33 protein-coding genes are annotated in these 21,666 nt (G+C 44.9%); all 33 read left to right on the top strand.

The genetic code is table 11. The features are described from left to right. Window positions 1–8 precede the first annotated feature (8 nt). Window positions 9–2,111 carry an elongation factor G gene (gene fusA / locus MN199_RS14500; RefSeq protein WP_335739907.1) on the top strand — a complete coding sequence of 701 codons (2,103 nt, stop codon included), beginning with the start codon at window positions 9–11 and terminating at the stop codon, window positions 2,109–2,111. A gap of 55 nt (window positions 2,112–2,166) precedes the next feature. Beyond that, a complete protein-coding gene (gene tuf / locus MN199_RS14495; protein WP_132586009.1) occupies window positions 2,167–3,351 on the top strand; it encodes an elongation factor Tu in 1,185 nt (394 codons plus the stop codon). A gap of 169 nt (window positions 3,352–3,520) precedes the next feature. After that, window positions 3,521–5,260: an acyl-CoA dehydrogenase family protein gene (locus tag MN199_RS14490; RefSeq protein ID WP_335739906.1), complete on the top strand. Its 1,740-nt coding sequence runs from the start codon at window positions 3,521–3,523 to the stop codon at window positions 5,258–5,260. Window positions 5,261–5,274: 14 nt separating this feature from the next. Beyond that, a complete protein-coding gene (locus MN199_RS14485; protein WP_132586003.1) occupies window positions 5,275–6,135 on the top strand; it encodes a phospholipase A in 861 nt (286 codons plus the stop codon). A 222-nt stretch (window positions 6,136–6,357) separates the two neighbouring features. Continuing rightward, a complete protein-coding gene (rpsJ, locus tag MN199_RS14480; RefSeq protein ID WP_008899121.1) occupies window positions 6,358–6,669 on the top strand; it encodes a 30S ribosomal protein S10 in 312 nt (103 codons plus the stop codon). Between the two features lie 29 nt (window positions 6,670–6,698). Then, complete coding sequence (gene rplC / locus MN199_RS14475) at window positions 6,699–7,337, top strand: 50S ribosomal protein L3 (RefSeq protein ID WP_132586000.1); 639 nt, start codon at window positions 6,699–6,701, stop codon at window positions 7,335–7,337. 18 nt (window positions 7,338–7,355) lie between these two features. Next, window positions 7,356–7,961: a 50S ribosomal protein L4 gene (rplD, locus tag MN199_RS14470; RefSeq protein ID WP_132585997.1), complete on the top strand. Its 606-nt coding sequence runs from the start codon at window positions 7,356–7,358 to the stop codon at window positions 7,959–7,961. Further along, window positions 7,958–8,260: a 50S ribosomal protein L23 gene (gene rplW, locus MN199_RS14465; RefSeq protein WP_132585995.1), complete on the top strand. Its 303-nt coding sequence runs from the start codon at window positions 7,958–7,960 to the stop codon at window positions 8,258–8,260. Before rplD ends, rplW begins: the two co-directional genes overlap by 4 nt. 16 nt (window positions 8,261–8,276) lie before the next feature. Beyond that, window positions 8,277–9,101: a 50S ribosomal protein L2 gene (gene rplB / locus MN199_RS14460; RefSeq protein ID WP_132585992.1), complete on the top strand. Its 825-nt coding sequence runs from the start codon at window positions 8,277–8,279 to the stop codon at window positions 9,099–9,101. Window positions 9,102–9,117: 16 nt separating this feature from the next. Then, a complete protein-coding gene (gene rpsS / locus MN199_RS14455; RefSeq protein WP_019677720.1) occupies window positions 9,118–9,396 on the top strand; it encodes a 30S ribosomal protein S19 in 279 nt (92 codons plus the stop codon). A 13-nt stretch (window positions 9,397–9,409) separates the two neighbouring features. After that, window positions 9,410–9,742 (top strand): 50S ribosomal protein L22, encoded by a 333-nt coding sequence (rplV, locus tag MN199_RS14450; RefSeq protein WP_132586851.1) that lies wholly within the window; start codon window positions 9,410–9,412, stop codon window positions 9,740–9,742. 9 nt (window positions 9,743–9,751) lie between these two features. Continuing rightward, window positions 9,752–10,465: a 30S ribosomal protein S3 gene (gene rpsC / locus MN199_RS14445; RefSeq protein ID WP_132585989.1), complete on the top strand. Its 714-nt coding sequence runs from the start codon at window positions 9,752–9,754 to the stop codon at window positions 10,463–10,465. 12 nt (window positions 10,466–10,477) lie between these two features. Continuing rightward, complete coding sequence (gene rplP, locus MN199_RS14440) at window positions 10,478–10,891, top strand: 50S ribosomal protein L16 (protein ID WP_132585986.1); 414 nt, start codon at window positions 10,478–10,480, stop codon at window positions 10,889–10,891. Continuing rightward, entirely contained in the window at window positions 10,891–11,082 is a 192-nt protein-coding gene (rpmC, locus tag MN199_RS14435) for a 50S ribosomal protein L29 (RefSeq protein ID WP_132586849.1), read from the top strand. The genes rplP and rpmC overlap by 1 nt, the downstream gene beginning before the upstream one ends. Further along, the gene (gene rpsQ / locus MN199_RS14430; protein WP_132585983.1) at window positions 11,082–11,336 is read left to right on the top strand and encodes a 30S ribosomal protein S17; all 255 of its coding nucleotides are present in this window, start codon (window positions 11,082–11,084) and stop codon (window positions 11,334–11,336) included. The genes rpmC and rpsQ overlap by 1 nt, the downstream gene beginning before the upstream one ends. Before the next feature lie 163 nt (window positions 11,337–11,499). Next, the gene (rplN, locus tag MN199_RS14425) at window positions 11,500–11,868 is read left to right on the top strand and encodes a 50S ribosomal protein L14 (protein ID WP_132585980.1); all 369 of its coding nucleotides are present in this window, start codon (window positions 11,500–11,502) and stop codon (window positions 11,866–11,868) included. Between the two features lie 9 nt (window positions 11,869–11,877). Further along, a complete protein-coding gene (gene rplX, locus MN199_RS14420; RefSeq protein WP_335739905.1) occupies window positions 11,878–12,192 on the top strand; it encodes a 50S ribosomal protein L24 in 315 nt (104 codons plus the stop codon). Between the two features lie 19 nt (window positions 12,193–12,211). Continuing rightward, complete coding sequence (gene rplE / locus MN199_RS14415) at window positions 12,212–12,751, top strand: 50S ribosomal protein L5 (protein ID WP_132585974.1); 540 nt, start codon at window positions 12,212–12,214, stop codon at window positions 12,749–12,751. Between the two features lie 11 nt (window positions 12,752–12,762). Continuing rightward, the gene (gene rpsN, locus MN199_RS14410) at window positions 12,763–13,068 is read left to right on the top strand and encodes a 30S ribosomal protein S14 (protein ID WP_132585971.1); all 306 of its coding nucleotides are present in this window, start codon (window positions 12,763–12,765) and stop codon (window positions 13,066–13,068) included. Window positions 13,069–13,089: 21 nt separating this feature from the next. Further along, entirely contained in the window at window positions 13,090–13,482 is a 393-nt protein-coding gene (gene rpsH / locus MN199_RS14405; protein WP_132585968.1) for a 30S ribosomal protein S8, read from the top strand. Between the two features lie 15 nt (window positions 13,483–13,497). After that, complete coding sequence (gene rplF, locus MN199_RS14400; RefSeq protein WP_132585965.1) at window positions 13,498–14,031, top strand: 50S ribosomal protein L6; 534 nt, start codon at window positions 13,498–13,500, stop codon at window positions 14,029–14,031. Window positions 14,032–14,040: 9 nt separating this feature from the next. Continuing rightward, complete coding sequence (gene rplR, locus MN199_RS14395) at window positions 14,041–14,391, top strand: 50S ribosomal protein L18 (protein ID WP_132585962.1); 351 nt, start codon at window positions 14,041–14,043, stop codon at window positions 14,389–14,391. A gap of 9 nt (window positions 14,392–14,400) precedes the next feature. Next, window positions 14,401–14,904 carry a 30S ribosomal protein S5 gene (rpsE, locus tag MN199_RS14390; RefSeq protein WP_132585959.1) on the top strand — a complete coding sequence of 168 codons (504 nt, stop codon included), beginning with the start codon at window positions 14,401–14,403 and terminating at the stop codon, window positions 14,902–14,904. A gap of 6 nt (window positions 14,905–14,910) precedes the next feature. After that, complete coding sequence (gene rpmD / locus MN199_RS14385; protein ID WP_132585956.1) at window positions 14,911–15,093, top strand: 50S ribosomal protein L30; 183 nt, start codon at window positions 14,911–14,913, stop codon at window positions 15,091–15,093. Window positions 15,094–15,096: 3 nt separating this feature from the next. Next, entirely contained in the window at window positions 15,097–15,531 is a 435-nt protein-coding gene (rplO, locus tag MN199_RS14380; RefSeq protein ID WP_132585953.1) for a 50S ribosomal protein L15, read from the top strand. 12 nt (window positions 15,532–15,543) lie between these two features. Next, entirely contained in the window at window positions 15,544–16,872 is a 1,329-nt protein-coding gene (secY, locus tag MN199_RS14375; RefSeq protein WP_132585950.1) for a preprotein translocase subunit SecY, read from the top strand. A 21-nt stretch (window positions 16,873–16,893) separates the two neighbouring features. Then, complete coding sequence (rpmJ, locus tag MN199_RS14370; RefSeq protein ID WP_132585947.1) at window positions 16,894–17,007, top strand: 50S ribosomal protein L36; 114 nt, start codon at window positions 16,894–16,896, stop codon at window positions 17,005–17,007. Between the two features lie 131 nt (window positions 17,008–17,138). After that, window positions 17,139–17,495, top strand: coding sequence for a 30S ribosomal protein S13 (gene rpsM / locus MN199_RS14365; RefSeq protein ID WP_132585944.1), 357 nt, complete (start codon window positions 17,139–17,141; stop codon window positions 17,493–17,495). 11 nt (window positions 17,496–17,506) lie between these two features. Continuing rightward, window positions 17,507–17,896 (top strand): 30S ribosomal protein S11, encoded by a 390-nt coding sequence (rpsK, locus tag MN199_RS14360; RefSeq protein WP_132585941.1) that lies wholly within the window; start codon window positions 17,507–17,509, stop codon window positions 17,894–17,896. Window positions 17,897–17,929: 33 nt separating this feature from the next. Continuing rightward, window positions 17,930–18,550 (top strand): 30S ribosomal protein S4, encoded by a 621-nt coding sequence (gene rpsD, locus MN199_RS14355; RefSeq protein ID WP_132585938.1) that lies wholly within the window; start codon window positions 17,930–17,932, stop codon window positions 18,548–18,550. Between the two features lie 24 nt (window positions 18,551–18,574). Next, the gene (locus MN199_RS14350) at window positions 18,575–19,564 is read left to right on the top strand and encodes a DNA-directed RNA polymerase subunit alpha (protein ID WP_132585935.1); all 990 of its coding nucleotides are present in this window, start codon (window positions 18,575–18,577) and stop codon (window positions 19,562–19,564) included. A gap of 39 nt (window positions 19,565–19,603) precedes the next feature. Continuing rightward, on the top strand, window positions 19,604–20,002 hold the full coding sequence (rplQ, locus tag MN199_RS14345) for a 50S ribosomal protein L17 (protein WP_335739904.1): 399 nt from the start codon (window positions 19,604–19,606) through the stop codon (window positions 20,000–20,002). Between the two features lie 139 nt (window positions 20,003–20,141). Beyond that, on the top strand, window positions 20,142–21,359 hold the full coding sequence (locus MN199_RS14340) for a serine hydrolase (RefSeq protein ID WP_335739903.1): 1,218 nt from the start codon (window positions 20,142–20,144) through the stop codon (window positions 21,357–21,359). The last annotated feature ends 307 nt before the right edge of the window (window positions 21,360–21,666 follow it).

Below are 21,666 nucleotides of genomic sequence, written 5' to 3'. Positions count from 1 at the left end.
GATTAATTGTGGCACGTACAACCCCAATAGAACGCTACCGTAACATTGGCATTTGTGCGCACGTAGATGCGGGTAAAACCACTACGTCAGAGCGCGTATTGTTTTACACGGGCCGCTCTCACAAAATCGGTGAAGTTCATAATGGTGCTGCGACCATGGACTGGATGGAACAGGAGCAGGAGCGTGGTATTACTATCACGTCTGCTGCTACTACAGCCTTCTGGTCAGGTATGGAGCAACAGTTTGAACCGCACCGCATTAACTTGATTGATACCCCGGGTCACGTTGACTTTACTGTTGAAGTAGAGCGTTCGTTACGTGTCCTTGATGCTGCAGTGGTCGTACTCTGCGGCTCATCAGGTGTGCAGCCGCAAACGGAAACTGTATGGCGTCAAGCTAACAAGTATGAAGTTCCGCGGATGATCTTTGTGAATAAAATGGATCGCACCGGTGCAAATTTTCTGCGCGTGGTTAAACAGGCGCGAGCAAGATTAAACAGCACTATGGTTCCAGTTCAGTTACCAATAGGTGCTGAAGATAACTTCAGAGGGGTTGTTGACCTCGTTAAAATGAAGGCTATTAATTGGAATAGCGAAGATCAAGGTATGACGTTCACTTATGAAGACATTCCAGCCGACATGGTTGATGAGTGTAACGAGTGGCGCCAGAACATGATTGAAGCTGCTGCGGAAGCTAGCGAAGAGCTAATGGAACGCTATTTAGACGGCAAGCCGTTCTCTGAAGAAGAGATACGTCAAGCCCTGCGTGCCCTAACTCTGCGTAATGAAATAGTAGTAGTGCAATGCGGCTCATCTTTTAAAAATAAAGGTGTTCAGGCAATGTTGGACAACGTAATTTATTACTTGCCATCACCAACTGAAGTTAAGCCTATTACTGGTATTAACGAAGACGAGACACCCGGTGAGCGTCACTCAAATGACGAAGACCCGTTCTCAGCTTTGGCTTTCAAAATTGCTACCGATCCCTTCGTGGGTACGCTTACATTTTTCCGTGTTTACTCAGGCATTATCCGTTCAGGTGATACTGTTTATAACCCGGTAAAAATGAAGAAAGAGCGTATTGGCCGTATCGTTCAGATGCACGCCAATGCTCGCGAAGAAATCAAAGAAGTTTGTGCAGGTGACATCGCTGCCGGTATTGGTTTTAAAGACGTAACTACAGGTGATACCTTGTGTTCACCTGAGCACATTATTACTCTTGAACGCATGGAATTTCCAGAGCCGGTAATTTCAGTTGCAGTGGAACCGAAAACGAAACTAGATCAGGAAAAGATGGGTATGGCGCTAGGTAAACTAGCTGCAGAAGATCCCTCTTTCCGTGTACATACTGACGAAGAATCAGGCCAGACTATTATTTCTGGTATGGGTGAACTGCACCTAGATATTCTTGTTGACCGTATGAAGCGTGAATTCAAAGTAGAAGCTAACGTGGGTAAACCACAGGTTTCATACCGCGAAACCTTGCGTGGGAAAACAGAAGTTGAAGGTAAGTTTGTTCGTCAGTCTGGTGGTCGTGGTCAGTTCGGACACTGTTGGTTGAAAATTGAGCCGCAGGAAGAAGGTGCTGGTTACGAGTTCGTGAATGCTGTGGTGGGTGGTGTTATTCCAAAAGAATATATTCCAGCTATCGATAAAGGCGTTCAAGAACAGATGAAAAACGGTGTTCTTGCTGGCTACCCGCTAATTGATGTAAAAGTTACGGTGTTTGACGGTTCGTACCACGATGTTGACTCAAACGAAATGGCGTTTAAAATTGCTGCTTCTATGGGCTTCAAAAAAGGTGCACTGCAAGCCAAGCCAGTTATTCTTGAACCTATCATGAAGGTCGAGGTGGTAACACCTGAAGATTTCATGGGTGATATTGTTGGTGACTTAAACCGTCGTCGCGGTATCATTATTGGTATGGAAGATGCACCTGGTGGTATAAAAATCGTTGATGCGCACGTGCCGCTATCTGAAATGTTTGGTTATGCAACCAACATGCGTTCGTTAAGTCAGGGTCGCGCTTCATATTCAATGGAACCATTGAATTATGCAGAAGCTCCTAGCAACGTAACAGAAGCAATAATCGCTGCGCGCAAAGCATATTAATAACTTAGTTTGACCTGTTAGACAGGTCGCTTTTAAATAAAAGAAGGGTCTATTCATGGCTAAGGCTAAATTTGAACGTATTAAACCGCACGTAAACGTAGGCACTATCGGTCACGTTGACCATGGTAAAACTACTTTAACTGCAGCAATTACCAACGTATTAGCAAAAACATACGGCGGTACGGCGTTCGCATTCGATCAAATCGACAAAGCGCCAGAAGAAAAAGCACGTGGTATCACTATCAACACTTCACACGTTGAATATGATACACCAGCACGTCACTACGCTCACGTAGACTGCCCAGGCCACGCCGACTATGTTAAAAACATGATCACTGGTGCTGCTCAGATGGACGGTGCAATTTTAGTAGTAGCGTCAACAGACGGTCCAATGCCACAAACACGTGAGCATATCCTGTTATCACGTCAAGTAGGCGTACCTTACATCATCGTGTTCATGAACAAATGTGACATGGTAGATGACGAAGAATTATTAGAATTAGTAGAAATGGAAGTGCGCGAGCTTCTTTCAGACTACGACTTCCCAGGTGATGACTTACCGGTTATCCGTGGTTCAGCGTTAAGAGCATTGGAAGGCGACCCAGTATGGGAAGCAAAAATCGTAGAATTAGGTCACGCGTTAGATACCTATATTCCTGATCCAGTACGTGCGATTGACAAGCCATTCATCATGCCAATCGAAGACGTATTCTCAATTGCTGGTCGTGGAACTGTAGTAACAGGCCGCGTAGAGCAAGGTATAGTTAAAGTAGGCGAGACGGTAGAAATCGTAGGTATCAAAGACACGGTAACTACAACGTGTACTGGTGTTGAGATGTTCCGTAAACTGTTAGACGAAGGTCGTGCAGGCGAGAACATTGGTGCGTTATTACGTGGTACCAAGCGTGAAGACGTAGAACGTGGTCAAGTATTAGCGAAACCAGGTTCAATCAAGCCACACACTAAGTTTGAAGGCGAAGTGTACGTATTGTCAAAAGAAGAAGGCGGACGTCACACTCCATTCTTCAAAGGCTACCGTCCACAGTTCTACTTCCGTACTACAGACGTAACGGGTTCAGTAGAATTGCCAGAAGGCGTAGAAATGGTAATGCCAGGCGACAACTTGAAGTTTGTTGTTGAGCTGATTTGCCCAATCGCGATGACAGAAGGTTTACGCTTCGCCATCCGTGAAGGCGGCCGCACAGTAGGTGCAGGCGTAGTATCTAAAATCGTAGCGTAATAGCTAGAGTATTATTGATACTTGAAAAGGCCCTTAGGGGCCTTTTTTATTTGTGCTACGCTCTAACGCAGGTTAATAACGTTACGCCTACTTCATTATTCAAACGCTTGTTTGAAAACCTAAGCTGTGCCATATTAAACTCATCCGTCCAGCAGATGAGACAAGCGCAATGAGCCAATACCAAGCCCCGATTACCGACATCTATTTTAACTTATTTAACGTATGGCAATTAGACCAGTATTGGAGCCAGCAAGCTGCATTAAGCGATACCGTCGACATTGATACTACTAAAGCCATAATTGAAGAAGCAGCAAAAATTTGCGAACAGCAAATTGCACCATTCTCGGCTATTGCTGATCAACAAGGCGCTAAACTGGTCGATGGTAAAGTTAAATTACCGGAGCACTATCATAAAATTTACCAAAGCCTAAGCGAAGGCGGTTGGACAGCGCTAAGTGGTGACCCACAGTATGGTGGTATGGGCATGCCAAAAGCGCTATCAATGATGGTAGATGAAATGCTGTGCAGTGCTGATATTGCCTTTTCACTTTATCAAGGGCTAACTGCTGGTGCCTGTGTTGCCCTGCTGCAACATGCAGACGAACAAACTAAAGCGTTATACTTACCCAAAATGTACAGTGGCGAATGGTCTGGCACTATGTGCTTAACCGAGTCGCACGCCGGCTCTGATCTTGGCATTATGCGCACCACCGCTAAACGTGACAGCGATGGCAGTTACTTAATTAATGGTAGCAAAATCTTCATTACCGCGGGTGATCACGAGCTTACAAGCAATATTGTCCATTTGGTGTTAGCGAAACTACCGGATGCACCAGCGGGTAGTCGCGGTATTTCACTATTTTTAGTGCCGAAATTCTTACCTGATGCGGCTGGTGAACCTGCAGAGCGTAATAATATTACCGTTGGCTCACTGGAGCACAAAATGGGCATTAACGGCTCAGCAACCTGTGTGCTTAATTTCGATGATGCTAAAGGCTATTTAATTGGTGAACCGCATCGTGGCTTAGCTTGTATGTTTACCATGATGAACTACGAACGTTTATCCATGGGCAGTCAAGGCCTAGGTGCGGCAGAGCGAGCTTATCAAAATGCATTAGGCTATGCCAAAGAGCGCTTGCAGGGGCGTATTACAGAGAAAGACGGTAATAAAGCCGAGGCTATTATTGGCCATGCTGACGTAAGGCGGATGTTATTAAATATTAAGGCCATGAATGAAGCAGGCCGTACTTTTGCTACCTGGGTTGCGTCGTTACTAGATAAAGCTAAATACGATAATTGCCCTGTTGCCGCAGACCGAGCTAATTTGCTAACCCCGATTGCCAAAGCTTTTATGACCGATCAAGGTTTCGAGGCTTGCGTTACGGCACAACAAATATTTGGTGGCCATGGCTATATCAAAGAGTGGGGTATGGAACAATTAGTACGCGATGCGCGTATTGCACAAATTTATGAGGGTACAAATGGCATCCAAGCCGCTGATTTTATGTTACGTAAAGTAGCGCACGATCAAGGCGTGGTGTTATTAGCATTGCTAGCTGAGATTAAAGCTGAAGTCTTAGCTAAACCGATCGCCCAGTGTTTAGTTTTAGCCGATTATATAACCAAGCTTGAAGCTACTGCTGCGACTTTGTTGGTGCGAAATACGCGCGCACAAAGTGCAAATGCGTGCGACTTTTTAGCGCTAGTGTCAAATGTGCTTTATGGTTATATGTGGTATAAAAGCCTGTCCGCTCTGAATAGTGAGCTGCATACTGAAGCGTTTATAAGTGCTAAGCAGCAAACTGCTGCTTATTTCTTTACGCGGATATTGCCGAAAGCCGAAGGGCTATTTGCATTGTTAAGCCATGATTCAGCGCCCTTAGATACATTAACGATTGACCAATTTTAACTATTAGGAATGCTATGAAGTATCTGCTCGGTTGTTTAATGTTATGCGTATTTAGTGCTTCAGCTGCAGATGCTTTAGATAAAAGATTAAAAGCCGAGCAATGGGACAGTTATTCGCCCTTTACGTTAATGCCACATCATAATAATTACCTTATGCCTTTTACCTATGTTGGTGGCATTGCGGACTTAATTGTTCGTGATGGTGTCGCGGCCCCCGCAGATAATGTCGAAGCCAAATTTCAACTAAGTTTAAAAACGCCTATTTGGTCACAGGTTTATAACGGGCAAGGTTATTTGTTCTTTGCTTTTACGCAACAAGCCTATTGGCAAGCTTATAACAGCGATGTGTCATCACCGTTTCGTGAAACAAACTACGAACCTGAGCTAATGCTGGTGTTTCCGCATTACGCTAATGTTGAAGAAGCGGCTAGTCGTATTATCAGCTTAAGCTTATCGCATCAGTCAAATGGCCGTTCTGGTGAATTATCGCGCAGCTGGAACCGGCTTAAACTAAGTTGGGTAACGTCTATTGGTAATGTGTTTATTAATTTTGAACCCTATTACCGTTTTAAAGAGCCGGTAAAACACGGCATTGATGATCCGAAGGGCGACGACAACCCAGATATTACCAAATATATGGGCTGGTTCGAGCTATCTGCCGCATACAAGCAAGACACAGCAACCTGGCGCATGATGGTGCGGAACAATCTACAAAGTGATAATAAAGGTGCTGTACGTTTGTCGTATTCACGCCCGCTGAATAACCATATTCGCTTCTATGCTGAGCTATTTAACGGTTACGGTGAAAGCCTAATTGATTACAACCGCTCAGTAACACGGTTTGGTATTGGCTTTGAGTTAAACGATATTTTGTAGTGCGTTTTATAGCCAATGCTTGCGTTATATTTTGATTTAAGTATAATGCGCGGCCAGTCAATGTAATTCGGACTGGCTCGTTAGATAAACTTTAGAGTTGTTTAACGCTTACAGTGCTCCCGATTGGGGAGCAAACGTAACTTAGGTGCATAAACATCACCCTTATAGGGTCTGGTTGTTTGTGTTTATATTTGCTCTTTTTGCTCTTTGAGGCTTTGATACATGAGTAATCAAAGGATTCGCATCCGTCTGAAAGCGTTCGATCACCGTTTGATCGATCAGTCAACTATGGAAATCGTTGACACAGCTAAGCGTACGGGCGCACAGGTTCGTGGTCCTATTCCACTTCCTACCCGCCAGGAACGTTTCACTGTATTGATTTCTCCTCACGTAAATAAAGATGCACGTGATCAGTACGAAATCCGTACCCACAAGCGTCTAATCGACATCGTTGAGCCAACAGAAAAAACTGTTGATGCGCTGATGCGTTTAGATTTGCCTGCTGGCGTTGACGTTCAAATCAGCCTGGGCTAATCAGACAGGTTTATAGAGAGGTTTAGGAAATGGCTATCGGTCTAGTCGGTCGTAAAGTGGGAATGACTCGCATCTTCACTGAAGACGGCGTTTCAATTCCAGTAACCGTAATCGAAGCGACACCAAACCGCGTAACTGCTGTTAAAACAGCAGAAACTGACGGTTACAGCGCACTGCAAGTGACTGCTGGTTCTGTAAAGGCAAGCCGCCTGAACAAACCAGACTCAGGTCTGTTTGCAAAAGTTGGTGTGGACGCTGGTCGTGGTCTGTGGGAATTCCGCCTACAAGACAACGAAGGTGCTGACATAATTGTTGGCAGCGAAATTACGGTTGAAATTTTCGCAGAAACGAAAAAAGTTGATGTCGCTGGCACATCAAAAGGTAAGGGATTCGCAGGCACTGTAAAGCGCTGGAATTTCCGTACTCAGGATGCTACTCACGGTAACTCTTTGTCACACCGTGTACCAGGTTCTATTGGTCAAAACCAATCACCAGGTAAAGTATTCAAAGGTAAAAAAATGGCTGGTCACATGGGTGCTGAACGGGTAACTGTACAGTCACTTGAAGTGGTTCGTGTAGACGCAGAGCGTAACTTGCTGTTAGTTAAAGGTGCAGTACCTGGCGCTATCGGTGGCGACGTTATCGTTAAACCAGCTGTTAAAAGCTAACGTCTGAGGAGATAAGTGATGGAATTAGCATTACGAGACGCTCAAGGCGTTCTTGAAGTTTCCGAAGCTACCTTTGGACGTGAGTTTAATGAAGCTTTGGTACATCAGGTCGTTGTTGCTTATGCAGCTGGTGCCCGTCAAGGTACTCGTGCTCAGTTAACACGTTCTGAAGTACGCGGTGGCGGCAAGAAGCCATGGCGTCAAAAAGGTACTGGCCGCGCGCGTGCCGGTACAATCCGTAGCCCAATTTGGCGCGGAGGCGGTGTTACATTTGCGGCTAAGCCACAAGATCACAGCCAGAAAGTAAACCGTAAGATGTATCGTGGTGCGATCCAAAGCATCCTGTCTGAATTAGTACGTCAAGAGCGTTTAATCATAGTGGAAAATTTCACTGTTGATACGCCTAAGACCAAAGAATTAACTGCAAAGTTAAAATCAATGGACTTAAAAGACGTGTTAATCGTGACTAACGAAGTAGATGAGAACTTGTTTTTATCTGCACGTAACCTGTACAAGGTTGACGTACGTGACGTACACGGTATTGACCCGGTCAGCTTAATCGCCTTCGACAAAGTAGTAATGACTGCAGCTGCAGTTAAGCAACTTGAGGAGCTATTAGCATGATTCGCGAAGAACGTTTACTGAAAGTTATTCTGGCACCACACGTTTCTGAAAAGAGCACCGTGTCTGCAGAAAAACACAATACAGTCGTTTTCAAAATAGCCACTACTGCAACTAAAGCTGACGTTAAAGCAGCAGTTGAAAAACTGTTTGAAACTGAAGTAGTTGGTGTGCGTACTGTTAACGTTAAGGGTAAGACCAAGCGCACTGGTGCGCGTACGGGCAAGCGTAGCGATTGGAAAAAAGCTTACGTGACTCTTAAAGAAGGCAGCGAAATCGATTTCGTTGGCGGCGCTGAGTAAGAAGAGGAGTTAGGAAATGGCACTTGTAAAGTGTAAACCTACGTCACCAGGTCGTCGCCACGTATTAAAAGTGGTTAACCCAGACCTGTACAAAGGCAAGCCTTATGCTCCTTTGTTAGAGAAAAATTCAAAATCTGGTGGTCGTAATAACAACGGTCGTATCACTACCCGTCATATCGGTGGTGGTCATAAGCAGCATTACCGTTTAGTTGACTTCAAACGTAACAAAGATGGCATTCCAGCCAAAGTTGAACGTTTGGAATACGATCCAAACCGTACCGCTAACATCGCACTGGTGTTATACGCAGACGGTGAGCGTCGTTACATTCTGGCCCCTAAAGGCTTGAAAGCGGGTGATACAGTGGTTTCAGGTATGGAATCACCAATCAAAACCGGTAACACCTTACCACTACGTAATATCCCAGTAGGTCAGGTAGTACACAACATCGAAATGAAACCAGGTAAAGGTGGTCAGTTAGCACGTTCTGCTGGCGGCTTCGTACAAATTCTGGCTCGTGACGGTGAGTACGTGACGCTGCGTTTACGCAGTGGCGAAGTACGTAAAGTATTAGCAGATTGTCGCGCTACTATCGGTGAGATCGGCAACGCGGAACATATGTTACGTCAATACGGTAAAGCTGGTGCAATGCGCTGGCGTGGCATTCGCCCAACCGTACGTGGTGTAGTAATGAACCCGGTTGATCACCCACACGGTGGTGGTGAAGGTAAAACTTCTGGTGGTCGTCACCCAGTTACACCATGGGGCGTACCAACGAAGGGTTACAAAACTCGTTCAAACAAGCGTACTGATAAACTTATCGTACGTCGTCGTGATAAATAATTTGTGAGGAATTGCCATGCCACGTTCTCTCAAGAAAGGTCCATTTATTGACCTTCACTTGCTGAAGAAGGTAGAGAAAGCGTTGGAAAGCGGTGACAAGAAGCCTATAAAGACTTGGAGCCGTCGTTCAATGATCATACCTGATATGATCGGTTTGACCATCGCTGTCCATAATGGTCGTCAACATGTACCTGTGTTCGTCTCGGAAGAGATGGTTGGTCACAAGTTAGGTGAATTTGCACCTACTCGTACTTACCGTGGTCATGCAGCCGACAAAAAGGCCAAGAAACGCTAAAAAGGGGTAAATGATGCAAGCATTAGCTAAACACAAATTTGCCCGTTCTTCTGCTCAAAAAACTCGTCTGGTTGCTGACCAGGTGCGTGGATTAGCGGTAGATAAGGCGTTGAATGTATTAACTTACAGCCCGAAAAAAGCTGCTGAGTTAGTAAAAAAGGTTCTTTTATCAGCCATTGCTAACGCGGAGCACAATGAAGGTGCGGATATTGATACGTTAAAAGTTAAGACAATCTTCATTGATGAAGGTCCGTCTATGAAACGTATCAAGCCACGTGCTAAAGGTCGTGCTGACCGTATCGTCAAGCGTACTAGCCACATCACTGTGGTTGTAGCTGATAACTAGGAGATAGAAATGGGACAGAAAGTACATCCTAATGGTATTCGCCTAGGTATCACTAAGCCGTGGAGCTCAACCTGGTTCGCGAATACGAAAGACTTCCCGGATTTCTTAAACGGTGACTTTAAAGTTCGTCAGTATCTGACAAAAGAACTGAAAGCCGCGTCAGTAAGCCGGATCGATATTGAACGCCCTGCGAAAAGCATCCGTGTGACTATTCACACCGCTCGTCCAGGCGTGATTATCGGTAAAAAAGGTGAAGATGTTGAAAAAATCCGCAAGCAAGTAGCAGCCATCGCTGGCGTACCTGCTCAGATTAACATCTCTGAAATTCGTAAGCCTGAGCTGGATGCTAAACTTGTTGCTGATTCTATCAGTAGCCAGTTAGAGCGTCGCGTAATGTTCCGTCGCGCTATGAAGCGTGCGGTACAAAACGCCATGCGTATCGGTGCCAAGGGTATCAAAGTTGAAGTTAGCGGCCGTTTAGGTGGCGCAGAAATCGCTCGTTCAGAGTGGTACCGTGAAGGCCGTGTGCCTTTGCACACACTGCGTGCTGACATCGACTACAATACCTCTGAAGCATTGACTACTTACGGTATCATTGGTGTAAAAGTGTGGATTTTCAAAGGCGAGATCTTAGGCGCTCTGCCATTGAACAACAACGCTAACAACGCCAACACTAATAACCAGCCTAAAGCGCCGAAAAAACCGGCACGTAAGGCTAAGTAGGGGTATTGAGCGATGTTACAACCAAAACGTACAAAATTTCGCAAAGTGCACAAAGGTCGTAACCGTGGTTTAGCCTTGGTTGGCGACAAAGTATCTTTCGGTACTTACGCACTGAAATCTGTAGAACGTGGTCAAATGACTTCACGTCAAATCGAAGCTGCACGTCGGGCAATGACACGAGCTGTTAAGCGTGTTGGTAAAATCTGGATCCGTGTGTTCCCAGACAAACCAATGACGTCAAAGCCGTTAGAAGTGCGTATGGGTAGTGGTAAAGGTTCTGTTGAGTATTGGGTATGTCAGATTAAACCTGGCAAAGTACTATACGAAATGGACGGTGTGTCTGAAGAGTTAGCACGTCATGCGTTTTCATTAGCTGCTGCTAAGCTTCCATTTAAGACAACCTTCGTAACGCGGACGGTAATGTGATGAAAGCCAGCGAATTAAAAGCGAAAAGTGTTGAAGAGTTGAACACTGAATTACTTGGTCTATTACGTGAGCAGTTTAATATGCGCATGCAATTAGCTACCGGTCAGTTAGCTCAAACGCATTTATTTAAGCAGGTGCGTCGTGATATCGCGCGCGTTAAGACTATCTTAACCGAGAAGGCAGGTGCGTAATGAGCGAAACTAATACTCGTATGCTGCAAGGTAAAGTAATCAGTGACAAAATGGACAAGTCTATTACTGTTGCTATCGAACGTTCAGTGAAACACCCAATTTACGGGAAATTCATTAAGCGTACTACCAAGTTGCACGTACATGACGAAACTAATCAGTGTAAAGAAGGCGACGTAGTCACTATTCGTGAATGCCGTCCGCTGTCTAAGACTAAGTCTTGGACACTGGTTGAAGTAGTCGTAAAAGCATCTTAAGTAATTAAGATATATAAAGCGGCTCCATCAGGAGCCGTTTTTATTTTGCGCTACCTTTTTTGTAAGAGTGCTGTTATAATCACGCGCCCTCTTATCAGGGGTAGTTTTTTTCGTAAGCAGCGTAACCCGTTAGGGTTATATAGTAGAATAGCGGAGCACTAAGATGATCCAGATGCAATCTATGCTGGAAGTCGCAGACAACAGCGGCGCGCGCAGCGTAATGTGTATTAAGGTCTTAGGTGGTTCACATCGCCGTTATGCTGCAATTGGTGACGTCATCAAAGTTACTGTTAAGGAAGCAATTCCTCGCGGTAAAGTAAAAAAAGGTGATGTACTAAATGCAGTGGTGGTGCGTACACGCAAAGGCGTACGCCGTCAAGACGGGTCATTAATCCGTTTTGATCGCAATGCAGCAGTGTTGTTAAACAGCAAGCTGGAACCGATCGGCACTCGTATTTTTGGACCTGTTACACGTGAACTTCGTGGCGACAAGTTTATGAAGATCGTGTCTCTAGCACCAGAAGTACTGTAAGGAGTCACCATGGCTAGTAAAATCCGTCGTGATGACGAGGTTATTGTTCTTACTGGTAAGGACAAGGGTAAACGCGGTAAGGTTACTAAAGTGTTAGTAGCTGACGGTCGTGTTTATGTTTCCGGCGTTAACCTGGTTAAAAAACATCAGAAGCCTGTACCGGCTCTGAATCAGCCAGGCGGTATCGTTGAGAAAGAAGCCTCAATTCATGTTTCAAACGTAGCGATCTTCAACTCTAAAACGGGTAAAGCAGATCGTGTAGGTTTCCGCCTTGAAGACGGCAAAAAAGTCCGTTTCTTTAAGTCGAATAACGAAGTAATTTAATTGCTATTGGAGTAATACGATGGCGAAACTGCATGAAATTTATAAAGACACCGTAGTCCCAGAACTGTTTAAACAGTTTGGCTACACCAGCGTCATGCAAGTCCCTCGGATTGTAAAAATCACACTCAACATGGGTGTGGGTGAAGCAGTTGCTGATAAAAAGATCCTTGAACACGCTGTAGCTGATTTAACAGCTATATCTGGCCAAAAGCCATTAGTGACCAAGGCGCGTAAATCAGTAGCCGGTTTCAAAATCCGTGAAGGCTACCCTATTGGCGCAAAAGTGACCCTGCGTGGCGCACGTATGTGGGAATTTTTAGAGCGTTTAGTCTCTATTGCTATTCCACGTATCCGTGATTTCCGTGGTGTAAATCCTAAGTCATTCGATGGCCGCGGTAACTACAGTATGGGCGTTCGTGAGCAAATCATTTTCCCAGAAATCGATTACGATAAAGTTGATGCAGTACGTGGTTTAGATATCACTATTACAACTACCGCTCGTACCGATGACGAAGGACGTGCTTTACTTGCCGCGTTTAACTTCCCATTTAAGAAATAAGGTGTAGGGTCATGGCAAAACAATCAATGAAAGCACGTGAAGTAAAGCGTGCACAACTGGTAGCCAAATTCGCTGCAAAGCGTCATGAACTCAGAGATGCGATTGCTAATCCAATGACTTCTGATGAAGACCGTTGGTCAGCCGTTCTTGCGTTACAGACATTGCCGCGTGATTCAAGCCCCTCACGCCAACGTAATCGTTGTCGTGTAACTGGTCGTCCACACGGTTTCCTTCGTAAATTCGGCATGAGCCGGATCAAGGTACGTGAAGCGGCGATGCGCGGTGAAATTCCTGGCCTTCGTAAGGCTAGCTGGTAAGAATCACGGGAGTAACGATCTATGAGTATGCAAGATCCAGTAGCGGATATGTTTACTCGCATCCGCAACGGCCAGTCAGCCAATAAAGTTGCGGTTAAGATGCCATCTTCAAAAATGAAGGTATCTATTGCGAAAGTATTAAAAGACGAAGGTTACATCGCTGATTTCGCTGTTTCTGGTGATGTTAAGCCAGAGCTGGAAGTGACTTTAAAGTACTTCCAGGGCAAATCTGTAATTGAAACTATCGATCGCGTTAGTCGTCCAAGTTTACGCATCTACAAGAAGCGTGGCGAATTACCAAAAGTAATGGGCGGTTTAGGTGTGGCCATCGTGTCAACATCTAAAGGACTAATGACTGACCGCGCTGCGCGCAAGGTTGGTATCGGTGGCGAAATTATCGGCTACGTAGCGTAACGGAGGTAGTAATCTATGTCTCGTATAGCTAAAGCCCCAGTCACTATTCCAACCGGCGTTACATTAACGCAAAATGGTCAGGTAGTGTCGTTTAAGGGTAAAAATGGCGAGTTAACATTAGATGTTAACCCAGCTGTTGAGATTGTCGTAGAAGGTAATGTGTTACGCACTGTACCTCGCGAAGGTTTCACTGACGCTAATGCACAAGCGGGTACTGCCCGTTCTTTAATCAACAACCTGGTAACAGGCGTTAACGAAGGTTTCTCGCAGAAACTGGAATTAGTCGGTGTTGGTTACCGTGCAAAAGCAGAAGGCAAAGTGTTAAATCTGAGTCTGGGTTTTTCTCACCCAGTCGCTTTTGAGATCCCTAACGGTATCACAATTGAAACACCAAGCCAGACAGAAATAATGGTAAAAGGTGCTGACAAGCAATTAGTTGGTCAGGTCGCCGCTAACATCCGGGCATACCGTAAACCAGAGCCTTACAAAGGCAAAGGTGTGCGCTATGCAAACGAAAACGTGCGTCGTAAAGAAGCGAAGAAAAAGTAGGGTAGGACGATGGATAAGAAACTTGCTCGTCTGCGCCGTGCCAAACGCACCCGCAGAAATATTATCGAACAAGGTGCGAATCGCTTGGTTGTACATCGTACACCACGTCACATCTACGCCCAGCTTATCGCACCAAATGCTGAAGTGATCGCTGCAGCTTCTACTTTAGAAGCTTCAATTAAAGATTCACTTAAGTATTCTGGTAACGTAGACGCTGCTAAGGCTGTAGGTAAAGCGATCGCCGAACGCGCAGTAGCCAAAGGCGTTACTGCTTGTGCTTTTGACCGCAGTGGCTTCCAGTATCATGGTCGCGTACAGGCTTTAGCTGACGCGGCGCGTGAAGCCGGTCTTCAGTTCTAGGAGTAGCTCATGGCTAACGAAGAAACTAAACAACAATCTGATTTACAAGAAAAGCTTGTTGCAGTAAACCGCGTGTCGAAAGTTGTTAAAGGTGGCCGGATATTTTCATTCACCGCTTTAACCGTGGTTGGTGACGGTAATGGTCGCGTTGGTTTTGGTTATGGTAAAGCACGTGAAGTTCCAGCTGCTATTCAAAAAGCAATGGAAAAAGCACGTCGCAACATGACCCAAGTAGAGTTAAATGGTAGCACTTTGCATCACCCAGTTAAGGGTGTGCACTCTGGTTCGAATGTTTACATGCAACCTGCTGCTGAAGGTACAGGCTTAATCGCCGGTGGTGCAATGCGCGCCGTACTTGAAGTTGCTGGCGTACATCACATTCTTTCTAAGTGTTACGGCTCAACTAACCCAATCAACGTAGTTCGCGCTACTATTAATGCGCTGGCAGCTGTTAAGTCGCCTTCACAAATAGCAGCTAAACGCGGTCTACGCGTTGACGACATTCTGGGGTAATCTGCCATGGCTAAGAAAACAATTAAAGTAACCCAACTGAAGTCTGGTATCGGTCGTTTACCGAAGCACCGTGCTACCTTAATAGGGTTAGGTTTACGCCGCATTGGTCATACTGTTGAACTTGAGGATACACCTTCAGTTCGCGGTATGGTAAACGCAGTGTTCTACATGGTTAAAGTGGAGGAGTAACAGATGCTATTAAATACTATTGCTCCAGCACCAGGTGCCAAGAAAGAAAAACGCCGTGTAGGCCGTGGTATCGGTTCTGGCTTAGGCAAAACTGCTGGTCGTGGTCACAAAGGTTTGAAATCACGTTCAGGTGGTAAAGTACGTCCTGGTTTCGAAGGCGGTCAAATGCCATTGAAACAGCGTCTACCTAAGTTCGGTTTCACGTCTCAGAAATCTTTGGTTTCTGCCGAGATACGCCTGCATGAACTTGCAGCGGTTAAAGGTGATGTAGTTGATTTAGCAAGCCTAATGGAAGCTAACATTATCTCTCGTACTGTTAAGTTCGCTAAAGTTGTTCTGTCTGGCGAGATTACTCGTCCAGTAACCGTAAAAGGTTTAGGAGCAACTAAAGGCGCGCGTGCAGCTATCGAAGCCGCTGGCGGTAAAGTCGAAGAATAAGGAAAGTACGCGATGGCTAAACCAGGTTCTGACTCAAGAAGTGCAAAAGGCGGTTTCAGCGAGCTGAAAGCCCGTCTGCTATTTGTACTTCTGGCCATAATCGTATTTCGATTAGGCTCATTTGTGCCAATTCCTGGAATTGACGCCGCCGTGCTGGCTCAGTTATTCGAGCAACAAAAGGGCACCATCGTTGAAATGTTTAACATGTTCAGCGGTGGCGCACTTGAGCGTGCATCTGTCTTTGCACTGGGTATTATGCCCTACATCTCTGCCTCTATTATTATTCAACTATTAACGGTAGTTCATCCTGCAATGGTTGAGTTGAAAAAAGAAGGCGAAGCTGGAAAGCGCAAAATTAATCAGATGACCCGCTACGGTACGTTAGGGTTAGCAACGTTACAGGCTATTGGTATTGCCACTGGTCTGCCTAATATGATGCAAGGTTTAGTAATAAACCCAGGTTTTGCATTTTACTTCACCGCAGTAATCAGCTTGGTTACTGGCACCATGTTTTTAATGTGGTTAGGTGAACAAATTACAGAACGTGGCATCGGTAATGGTATTTCGTTGTTAATTTTTACCGGTATTGTTGCCGGCTTCCCGTCGGCTATCGGTCAGACGATAGAGCAGGCACGTCAAGGCGATTTGCACTTTTTATTGTTAGTAGCAATAGGTGTGATCGTAATCGCGATTACCTGGTTTGTGGTGTTCTTTGAACGCGGCCAGCGTCGGATTGTGGTCAATTATGCTAAACGTCAGCAGGGCCGTCAGGTATTTGCTGCACAGAGCAGCCATTTACCGTTAAAAGTAAATATGGCCGGCGTAATACCACCAATTTTTGCTTCTAGCGTTATTCTGTTCCCTGGTACAATAGCCAGTTGGTTTGGCTCAGGTGAAGGCATGGTGGCTAATTTCCTTCAGGAATTAGCATTAACATTATCTCCGGGACAACCGTTGTATATGATGTTATACTCCGCCGCCATTATTTTCTTCTGTTTCTTCTATACTGCGTTGGTGTTTAACCCTCGTGATACAGCGGATAACTTGAAGAAATCTGGTGCTTTTATCCCTGGGATCCGTCCTGGCGAACAGACATCAAAATACATTGATAAAGTAATGACTCGGTTAACCTTAGCAGGTGCTTTGTATATTACCTTTATCTGTTTAGTTCCTGAGTTCATGATGGTAGCGTGGGACGTACAGTTCTATTTCGGTGGTACATCACTACTGATTATCGTTGTTGTTATTATGGACTTTATGGCACAGGTACAGACTCACTTGATGTCACATCAATATGATTCTGTGCTTAAAAAGGCAAATCTTAAAGGTTATAGCCGTTAAGATAGTTTGCGGAGTTAAGTTATGAAAGTACGAGCTTCCGTTAAGAAGATCTGCCGTAACTGCAAAGTAGTCAAGCGTAACAACGTAGTTCGCGTGATTTGCAGTGAGCCAAAGCATAAACAGCGCCAAGGCTAATAGCAGAAAAATAATACCGCGGGCTGAGCTTTTTAGTTTAGCCCCGTTATTGTTTGCAATATAAGCGCAATTTGAGTATCCTTACGGGCTTTTCAAATTGACATTTTAAACTCTATTAAAGGAGAACGTTAGTGGCCCGTATCGCTGGCATTAACATCCCCGATAATAAACATGCGATCATCTCTTTGACGTACGTTTATGGTATCGGTAAGACCCGCTCTAAAGCTATTTTAGCTGCAGTGGGCATTGAAGAAAGTACTAAAATTGCCTCATTAACTGATGCACAGTTAGATACTCTTCGTGACGAAGTTGCAAAGTATACCGTTGAAGGTGACTTGCGTCGTGAAATCACATTAAACATTAAGCGTTTAATGGACCTTGGTTGCTACCGTGGCCTACGCCACCGTCGTAGTCTGCCGGTTCGTGGTCAGCGCACTAAAACTAATGCGCGTACCCGCAAGGGCCCACGTAAAGCGATTAAGAAATAAGGTGATTCAACATGGCTAAAGCACCAGTTCGTGCCCGTAAAAAGGTAAAAAAGCAAATTTCTGACGGTATGGCTCATATCCATGCTTCTTTTAACAACACCATCGTGACGATTACTGATCGTCAAGGTAATGCATTATGCTGGGCAACAGCTGGTGGTTCAGGTTTCCGTGGTTCACGTAAATCTACCCCATTCGCTGCTCAGGTTGCTGCAGAGCGCGCAGGTACTGCCGCGTTAGAATATGGTGTAAAGAACCTTGAAGTGTTTGTGAATGGTCCAGGTCCAGGCCGCGAATCAGCGATTCGTGCACTGAATGGCGCTGGTTATAAAATCACAAATATCACCGACGTGACGCCTATCCCACATAACGGATGTCGTCCACCTAAAAAACGTCGCGTGTAATTACAGCGCTTCACGGATTATTGGAGAAAGAAGATGGCAAGATATTTGGGTCCTAAGCTCAAACTAAGTCGTCGCGAAGGTACAGATCTGTTCCTGAAGAGCGGCGTAAGAGCAATTGATTCAAAGTGTAACTTAACCACTGCACCTGGTCAGCACGGCGCTCGTCGCGGTCGTTTATCAGACTACGGTTTACAGTTACGCGAGAAACAAAAAGTACGTCGTATGTATGGCGTATTAGAAAAGCAGTTCCGTAATTATTACAAGGAAGCTGCTCGTTTGAAAGGTAATACAGGTGAAAACCTATTAACGTTGTTAGAAACTCGTTTAGACAACGTTGTATACCGCATGGGTCTGGCTAGCACACGTGCTGAAGCACGTCAGCTGGTAAGCCACAAAGCGGTCATGTTAAATGGTCGCGTTGTTAACGTGCCATCACATGCTGTATTACCTGAACAAGTTATTTCTGTACGTGAAAAAGCGAAGAAGCAAGCCCGTATCGGTGCTGCGCTAGAAATCGCTGGCCAACGTGAGAAACCAACTTGGATCGAAGTAGACACAACGAAGCTAGAAGGCGTATTTAAACGTCTGCCAGAGCGTTCAGACCTGTCTGCGGACATCAACGAACAGTTAATCGTCGAGCTTTACTCTAAGTAAGGCTAATTGTTAAGAGAGGATACAATGCAGGGTTCTGTCACCGAATTCCTTAAGCCGAGATTAGTTGGTATCGAAAAAATCAACCCAACTCGTGCCAAAGTTACTTTGGAACCACTTGAGCGCGGTTTCGGGCATACCTTGGGCAACGCGTTGCGTCGTATTTTACTTTCGTCAATGCCAGGTTGTGCAGTGACTGAAGTAGAAATAGACGGCGTTCTCCATGAGTACAGCGCCAAAGAAGGTGTCCAAGAGGATATCATCGATATTCTGTTGAACCTTAAAGGCCTTGCCGTTCGCCTGGAAGACAAAGATGAAGTCACTCTGACTTTGACGAAGAAAGGTGCTGGCCCTGTAACAGCTGGTGACATCCAGCATGGCGACGGTGTGGTTATTGTTAACCCAGAGCACGTTATTTGCAACCTTACAGGTGAAACTGAATTCAGTATGCGCCTTAAAGTTGAACGTGGCCGCGGCTATGTGCCTGCATCAGCGCGTTTGTCCTCAGATGATGACGAGCGTCCTATTGGTCGTCTGTTACTTGATGCCTCTTTTAGCCCGGTAGAGCGTATAGCCTATTCGGTTGAAGCAGCGCGTGTTGAACAGCGTACCGACTTGGACAAACTGATCATCGATATGGAGACCAACGGCACAGTTGAGCCAGAGGAAGCCATTCGCCGTGCAGCAACAATTTTAGCCGAACAGCTAGAATTCTTCGTCGAGTTGCGCGACAAGAGCGAACCGGAAAAACGCGAAGAGAAACCGGAGTTTGATCCGATTCTGTTACGTCCGGTCGATGATTTGGAATTAACAGTTCGTTCTGCTAACTGCTTAAAGGCAGAGCAGATTCAGTACATTGGTGATCTGGTTCAGCGTACCGAAGTGGAGTTACTTAAAACTCCTAACTTAGGTAAAAAGTCGCTTACCGAAATCAAGGACGTGCTGGCATCACGCGGTTTATCACTAGGCATGCGCTTAGAGAATTGGCCGCCAGCAAGCCTGGTAAACAAAGACTAATCAGATACCAGTTTCTGGTTTAGTGAGAAGGAATAGATCATGCGCCATCGCAAGAGTGGTCGTCAGTTAAACATGAACAGTAGCCACCGTACGGCAATGTTCCGCAACATGGCAAGTTCGTTGGTGAAGCACGAAATCATCAAAACGACTTTGCCAAAAGCAAAAGAGTTACGTCGTGTGATCGAGCCATTGATCACATTGGCAAAAAATGACAGCGTTGCAAATCGCCGTTTAGCTTTTGCCCGTACTCGTGATAAAGAAGTTGTTGGTTTGTTATTCAACGTGCTGGGCCCGCGTTACAACGCGCGTCCAGGTGGTTACACTCGTATTTTAAAGTGTGGCTTCCGTGCCGGTGATAACGCACCTATGGCTTACATTGAGTTAGTTGACCGTGCAGATGTGGACGCGTTACCAACTCAAGAAACTGCTGCTGAATAAGCAATAGTTTAACTAAAAGCCGGACTTAGGTCCGGTTTTTTTATGCCCGTTTGTTTTTACTTATTACAAACCGTATGATTGAGTTATTGCCAAGCTTTAAAGTAACTTAACCATGATCAGGCGAATTGTTTGCGCATTAATGCTAAGCCCGCTTTTTGCTAATCTCTGCCTAGCCGACGATACATTTTACCCCTTACTGCCTTTGCTTAAAGATACCGCATTAACTTACCCAATTTTAAATCACGTTGTTCAACAGCAAAAAAAATATAAATTACAAATTATCTATACTCAGGTTGATCGCGATCATGATAACCAGCCTACATTAACGACCTATCAGCTAGGGCTGAATGAGCAAAATTACTTTTACCCTGCAAGCACAGTAAAACTGCCTATATCGCTGCTCGCTTTAGAGTGGCTTGAGCAACATAAAGCATCTGGAATTTCGGCAACTACTACTATGCTTACTGATAGCGCATCGGCTGAGCAAACTATTCAGGACTCCGACCTTAGTAATTCTAAGGGCGTGCCAAACATCGCTCACTATATTAAGAAAATTTTGCTCGTTAGTGATAATGATGCAAGTAATCGGCTGTATGAACTGTTGGGGCAAGACTATATAAACAATGCACTGGCCGCTAAAGGTTTACCTAACACCTTAATTACGCATCGGCTTAGTCTGCCTTTTACGCCAGAACAGAATAGATCATATAATCCAATTCGGTTTGTTGACGATAATAACAAAGTGCTGTTTCAACTACCTGCGCGTACATCCACGAAGCAGTATCTTAATAGTGATAAGCCGGTTATAGGTAAGGCATATATAGCTGCGGGTAAAATGGTTCACCGACCGATGGACTTTAGCGATAAAAATCGTTTAAGCCTAACCGATTTCGACGGCATTATTAAACGCATCGTATTTCCAGAGCTTTATCCCGTTCATCAACGTTTCAATATTAGTAAGCAACAACGTGATTTCGTCCTTCGTTATATGTCAATGTTACCGCCTTCTAGTGTCGAACCAAAATATGACGCCATAGCGTTCCCGCCTAACTACTCAAAATTTTTAATGTTTGGTGGCGTTAATCAAAATGTGCCTGATCATATAAAGATTTTTAATAAGACTGGATGGGCGTACGGCCACGTTATCGATGGAGCCTATATAGTTGATGTAAAAAATCAGATAGAGTTTTTTCTAAGTGCCGTGGTTTATGCAAATGACAACGAGGTGCTAAACGATGATAATTATCAGGTTGAAGAAATTGCTTTGCCCCTTCTTAACCAATTAGGTAATTTTCTCTATCAATTAGAGTTAAAACGCAATCGTAAGTATAAACCTGTTCTCAGTTCTATTAATTAGCCGACATAAAATCGTAATAAAGACTAGGAATGTTTATTAAATAACCGTAAAGTGCCGGTTTAATACCTAAATGTTTAAAAAACAGGCAGTCGATCATCTTTATTGAAAATAGATCTTGATCGATTTAAAACGATCTCTATAATGCGCACCACACAGACGGAAGCAAGCGAAAGCTGCAAACGTAAGTGTCACTGAAGCGCAAGCTTCGCGTCATCGAGATATTTTCTGACGCACGCTCTTTAACAATTCGCAATCAATCATCTGTGTGGGCACTTATGATGGATTTCACAAAAATGAAATACATCGG

This window comes from Rheinheimera metallidurans (genome assembly GCF_036983985.1).
Taxonomy (GTDB): domain Bacteria; phylum Pseudomonadota; class Gammaproteobacteria; order Enterobacterales; family Alteromonadaceae; genus Alishewanella; species Alishewanella metallidurans.
This window is presented reverse-complemented; position numbering and strand designations above follow the sequence as displayed.

Coding starts and splice junctions, on each gene's coding strand:
- tuf (WP_132586009.1), top strand. CDS start 2,167: ATGGCTAAGGCTAAATTTGAACGTATTAAACCGCACGTAAACGTAGGC.
- MN199_RS14490 (WP_335739906.1), top strand. CDS start 3,521: ATGAGCCAATACCAAGCCCCGATTACCGACATCTATTTTAACTTATTT.
- MN199_RS14485 (WP_132586003.1), top strand. CDS start 5,275: ATGAAGTATCTGCTCGGTTGTTTAATGTTATGCGTATTTAGTGCTTCA.
- rpsJ (WP_008899121.1), top strand. CDS start 6,358: ATGAGTAATCAAAGGATTCGCATCCGTCTGAAAGCGTTCGATCACCGT.
- rplC (WP_132586000.1), top strand. CDS start 6,699: ATGGCTATCGGTCTAGTCGGTCGTAAAGTGGGAATGACTCGCATCTTC.
- rplD (WP_132585997.1), top strand. CDS start 7,356: ATGGAATTAGCATTACGAGACGCTCAAGGCGTTCTTGAAGTTTCCGAA.
- rplW (WP_132585995.1), top strand. CDS start 7,958: ATGATTCGCGAAGAACGTTTACTGAAAGTTATTCTGGCACCACACGTT.
- rplB (WP_132585992.1), top strand. CDS start 8,277: ATGGCACTTGTAAAGTGTAAACCTACGTCACCAGGTCGTCGCCACGTA.
- rpsS (WP_019677720.1), top strand. CDS start 9,118: ATGCCACGTTCTCTCAAGAAAGGTCCATTTATTGACCTTCACTTGCTG.
- rplV (WP_132586851.1), top strand. CDS start 9,410: ATGCAAGCATTAGCTAAACACAAATTTGCCCGTTCTTCTGCTCAAAAA.
- rpsC (WP_132585989.1), top strand. CDS start 9,752: ATGGGACAGAAAGTACATCCTAATGGTATTCGCCTAGGTATCACTAAG.
- rplP (WP_132585986.1), top strand. CDS start 10,478: ATGTTACAACCAAAACGTACAAAATTTCGCAAAGTGCACAAAGGTCGT.
- rpmC (WP_132586849.1), top strand. CDS start 10,891: ATGAAAGCCAGCGAATTAAAAGCGAAAAGTGTTGAAGAGTTGAACACT.
- rpsQ (WP_132585983.1), top strand. CDS start 11,082: ATGAGCGAAACTAATACTCGTATGCTGCAAGGTAAAGTAATCAGTGAC.
- rplN (WP_132585980.1), top strand. CDS start 11,500: ATGATCCAGATGCAATCTATGCTGGAAGTCGCAGACAACAGCGGCGCG.
- rplX (WP_335739905.1), top strand. CDS start 11,878: ATGGCTAGTAAAATCCGTCGTGATGACGAGGTTATTGTTCTTACTGGT.
- rplE (WP_132585974.1), top strand. CDS start 12,212: ATGGCGAAACTGCATGAAATTTATAAAGACACCGTAGTCCCAGAACTG.
- rpsN (WP_132585971.1), top strand. CDS start 12,763: ATGGCAAAACAATCAATGAAAGCACGTGAAGTAAAGCGTGCACAACTG.
- rpsH (WP_132585968.1), top strand. CDS start 13,090: ATGAGTATGCAAGATCCAGTAGCGGATATGTTTACTCGCATCCGCAAC.
- rplF (WP_132585965.1), top strand. CDS start 13,498: ATGTCTCGTATAGCTAAAGCCCCAGTCACTATTCCAACCGGCGTTACA.
- rplR (WP_132585962.1), top strand. CDS start 14,041: ATGGATAAGAAACTTGCTCGTCTGCGCCGTGCCAAACGCACCCGCAGA.
- rpsE (WP_132585959.1), top strand. CDS start 14,401: ATGGCTAACGAAGAAACTAAACAACAATCTGATTTACAAGAAAAGCTT.
- rpmD (WP_132585956.1), top strand. CDS start 14,911: ATGGCTAAGAAAACAATTAAAGTAACCCAACTGAAGTCTGGTATCGGT.
- rplO (WP_132585953.1), top strand. CDS start 15,097: ATGCTATTAAATACTATTGCTCCAGCACCAGGTGCCAAGAAAGAAAAA.
- secY (WP_132585950.1), top strand. CDS start 15,544: ATGGCTAAACCAGGTTCTGACTCAAGAAGTGCAAAAGGCGGTTTCAGC.
- rpmJ (WP_132585947.1), top strand. CDS start 16,894: ATGAAAGTACGAGCTTCCGTTAAGAAGATCTGCCGTAACTGCAAAGTA.
- rpsK (WP_132585941.1), top strand. CDS start 17,507: ATGGCTAAAGCACCAGTTCGTGCCCGTAAAAAGGTAAAAAAGCAAATT.
- rpsD (WP_132585938.1), top strand. CDS start 17,930: ATGGCAAGATATTTGGGTCCTAAGCTCAAACTAAGTCGTCGCGAAGGT.
- MN199_RS14350 (WP_132585935.1), top strand. CDS start 18,575: ATGCAGGGTTCTGTCACCGAATTCCTTAAGCCGAGATTAGTTGGTATC.
- rplQ (WP_335739904.1), top strand. CDS start 19,604: ATGCGCCATCGCAAGAGTGGTCGTCAGTTAAACATGAACAGTAGCCAC.
- MN199_RS14340 (WP_335739903.1), top strand. CDS start 20,142: ATGCTAAGCCCGCTTTTTGCTAATCTCTGCCTAGCCGACGATACATTT.